The 2,901-nt window shown below is 38.8% G+C and carries 5 protein-coding genes and 1 tRNA gene; 3 read left to right on the forward strand and 3 right to left on the reverse strand.

Annotation, left to right across the window (positions count from 1 at the left end):
• Together HN459_09360 and smpB are read right to left on the reverse strand one after the other, a co-directional pair.
• Positions 1-1,202, reverse strand: a 1,202-nt coding sequence (locus tag HN459_09360; protein MBT3479651.1) for a tyrosine--tRNA ligase, incomplete at its 3' end; no start/stop codon positions are given.
• Positions 1,199-1,651, reverse strand: coding sequence for an SsrA-binding protein SmpB (smpB, locus tag HN459_09365; GenBank protein MBT3479652.1), 453 nt, complete (start codon positions 1,649-1,651; stop codon positions 1,199-1,201). The genes HN459_09360 and smpB, both read right to left, overlap by 4 nt.
• A gap of 104 nt (positions 1,652-1,755) precedes the next feature.
• Between smpB and HN459_09370 the strand changes: the two genes are divergently transcribed.
• From HN459_09370 to HN459_09380, 3 genes are all read left to right on the forward strand, one after another.
• Positions 1,756-1,839 (forward strand) — tRNA-Leu (locus HN459_09370).
• A 5-nt stretch (positions 1,840-1,844) separates the two neighbouring features.
• A complete protein-coding gene (locus HN459_09375) occupies positions 1,845-2,084 on the forward strand; it encodes a GIY-YIG nuclease family protein (protein ID MBT3479653.1) in 240 nt (79 codons plus the stop codon).
• Complete coding sequence (locus HN459_09380; GenBank protein ID MBT3479654.1) at positions 2,081-2,380, forward strand: GIY-YIG nuclease family protein; 300 nt, start codon at positions 2,081-2,083, stop codon at positions 2,378-2,380. Before HN459_09375 ends, HN459_09380 begins: the two co-directional genes overlap by 4 nt.
• Here HN459_09380 and HN459_09385 read toward each other — a convergent pair.
• A partial coding sequence (locus HN459_09385; protein ID MBT3479655.1) for a hypothetical protein occupies positions 2,377-2,901 on the reverse strand: 525 nt, incomplete at its 5' end. The genes HN459_09380 and HN459_09385 overlap by 4 nt on opposite strands.

The raw sequence follows: 2,901 nt of genomic DNA on the forward strand, positions 1-2,901 counted from the left end.
ACCCTCAAAAATCTTCTTTTACCAACTTTAATAACAACTTCTTTTCTTTTAAATAACATGTGATTCATGTCAGATATTTTTTCGCCTTCGACTCGAACTGCACCTTGCTTAAGCATTCGCCGTGCATCACCTTTACTTTTCGTTAATCCTTCTGCCGTAATAATCTCGATTAAAAGTTCGTCTTCTTTTAATACCACCTCATCCATTTCATCCGGGATGTCTTTATTTACAACCACGCGGTCAAAATATTGTTCTGCCGATAGAGCAGCGTCGTTTCCATGATATAATGCAACGATGGCTCTAGCCAATTCCCTCTTTATATCACGAGGATTTATGGATGGGTCCTCCAATTGTTGATGCACTTTTAATACTGTCTCAGTATCTGCATCGGCTGCCAATATAAAATATTTTTCAATCATTTCATCAGAAATAGACATGGATTTTCCATACATATCTTCGGGAGAATCTGTGAGGCCAATATCATTCCCATAAGATTTCGACATTTTTTCCACGCCGTCAGTCCCCTCTAATAATGGCAATGTAATAATTGCTTGAGGTGCTTGATTGTATTCGCGCTGGAGGTCACGTCCCACCAATAAATTGAATTTCTGATCAGTCCCACCCAATTCAACATCCGCTTTTAATTCAACCGAATCCATCCCTTGCGCCAACGGATACATAAATTCATGGATGGAAATTGGAATTTCAGATTGGTAACGCTTAGTAAAATCATCCCGTTCTAACATTCGCGCTACTGTATAATGGCTGGAGAGTCTAATCACATCACTAAAAAGCATTTTATTCAGCCAAGTAGAATTATAAACGATTTTTATTGATTCACTATCAAGGATATGACCAGCTTGTTCGATATAGGATTCAGCGTTTGCTTTTGCTTCTTCTAAAGTGAGTTGTGGCCGTGTTTTATTTCGCCCGGAAGGATCGCCTATCATAGCCGTAAAGTCACCAATGACTAAAATCGCTTGATGACCCAAATCCTGGAAATGTCGCAATTTCCGAAGAACAACGCCATGACCAACATGAAGATCTGGACGACTGGGGTCACAGCCCAACTTTATGTTTAAGGGCGTACCGGAAACCTTCGATTTTTCTAATTTTTTCTTGAGTTCTTCTTTGGGAATAATTTCTTCAGCACCTCGGCTGATGAGTTCCCATTGTTTATCTATACTTAAAAATGTCATTATCTATTCCGTAATTCTCTTTGAGTGTCCCTTTTAATATCGCGTTCACGAATTGAAGCTTTTTTATCATATGTCTTTTTACCTTTTGCAATTCCAACCTCCAGCTTAGCCCATCCTTTAGTATTGAAATAGATTTGCAATGGAACCGCCGTTAATCCTTTTTGATCCAAAGACAATTTAATTTTATCAATCTCACGTTTATGAAGTAATAGTCGTCGATCTCTTACTGCTTCAGGCCCTTCGAAACCAGTGTGAGAATAAGGGCTTATATGTACACCAACAATCCATGCCTGTCCTTTCCGGATCACGACATAAGCTTCTTTTAAATTGGCATTACCTTCCCTGAGGCTTTTGACCTCACTTCCCAATAATTCAATACCGGCTTCGAATTTATCCAATATATGATATTCGTGGTAGGCTTTGCGATTGGTGGCGGCAATCTGTTTATTCATAGGCAAATTTCTGACGGCAAAAATACGGAATTAGCCTTTGTCTATACAAGTTTATTCCTTGCCGAATCTATATCCAAAAATGTAATTTTAAAGTACTGTTTTATGCCCGGGTGGCGGAATTGGTAGACGCGCACGGTTCAGGTCCGTGTGTCTTAACAGACGTGCTGGTTCGATTCCAGTCTCGGGCACAGCTATGTATTATACCTATGTACTTCGATCAATCGATGGAAAGCACCGATATGTTGGCCATTGTAAAAATCTTAAATCGCGTTTGAATCAACATAATTCAAGGAATGTGAAAGCTACCAAAGCATCTCGTCCTTGGAAAATTATCCATTCTGAAAAGTTTAAAATCCGAGAAGAAGCTATAACAAGAGAACGATATTTAAAATCTGGGGTTGGGCGTGAATGGATGGATGGAATGAATTTATGAATTGCTGGTTCCCTGCCTGCCGGCAGGCAGGGATTCCAGTCTCGGGCACAATAAAAATGCATTTTACTTACATCATCAAATCTGAAGATGGTAAACATCGATATGTTGGCCATTGCAAAAACCTAAAATCACAACTGAATCAACATAATTCGCGTAATGTAAAAGCAACTCGCGATAATCGGCCATGGCAAATAATTCATTCGGAAAAATTTAAATCTGAAAAAGATGCCATTTTTCGGGAACGGTTTTTCAGATCCACCGAAGGACAGAAATGGCTCCTCGAGCGCGGATATTAAAAGAGTTCGTATTTGCCTTTTTTATTCTGTTTTAAAATGTAATTAATCTTTTTTTCTACAGCTTTTATCTCTTTTGCTGTTAATCCTAGTTGAATCACATTTCCCTCTTGGCGAACACCTTTATTCGGGTTAATATTTTTTGTTGGATCAACAGATTTTATGTCACCATCAGCAAATTCAAATTGGGCAATAACACCCATCTTTTCGTGAAGTTGTTCAGAAGTAAGTGAACTTAATCGATCGATTGTTTTCTTAGGTAAGCGTTTCACCCGGATGTATTTCCATTTGGCGCCACGATTGCTTTTTGGACTACTAAACGTCACACCATTATCGACCGTAAATACGCGGGGATTTTTCTCATCGGTAGATGTAAGCAGGTTCCCTTCGTTGCTATCTTGGTGATTAATGATATAGGTCATGATATTCGTGTTGGCAAAATGTTTTGCATAAAGAGAATCACTATTAAATTTTTTCTTGTTATATACTTCCCCACCAACCGTCACCTCATTTAGCCAGTATTG

It is taken from the genome of Candidatus Neomarinimicrobiota bacterium (genome assembly GCA_018647265.1).
GTDB lineage: Bacteria > Fidelibacterota > Marinisomatia > Marinisomatales > TCS55 > TCS55.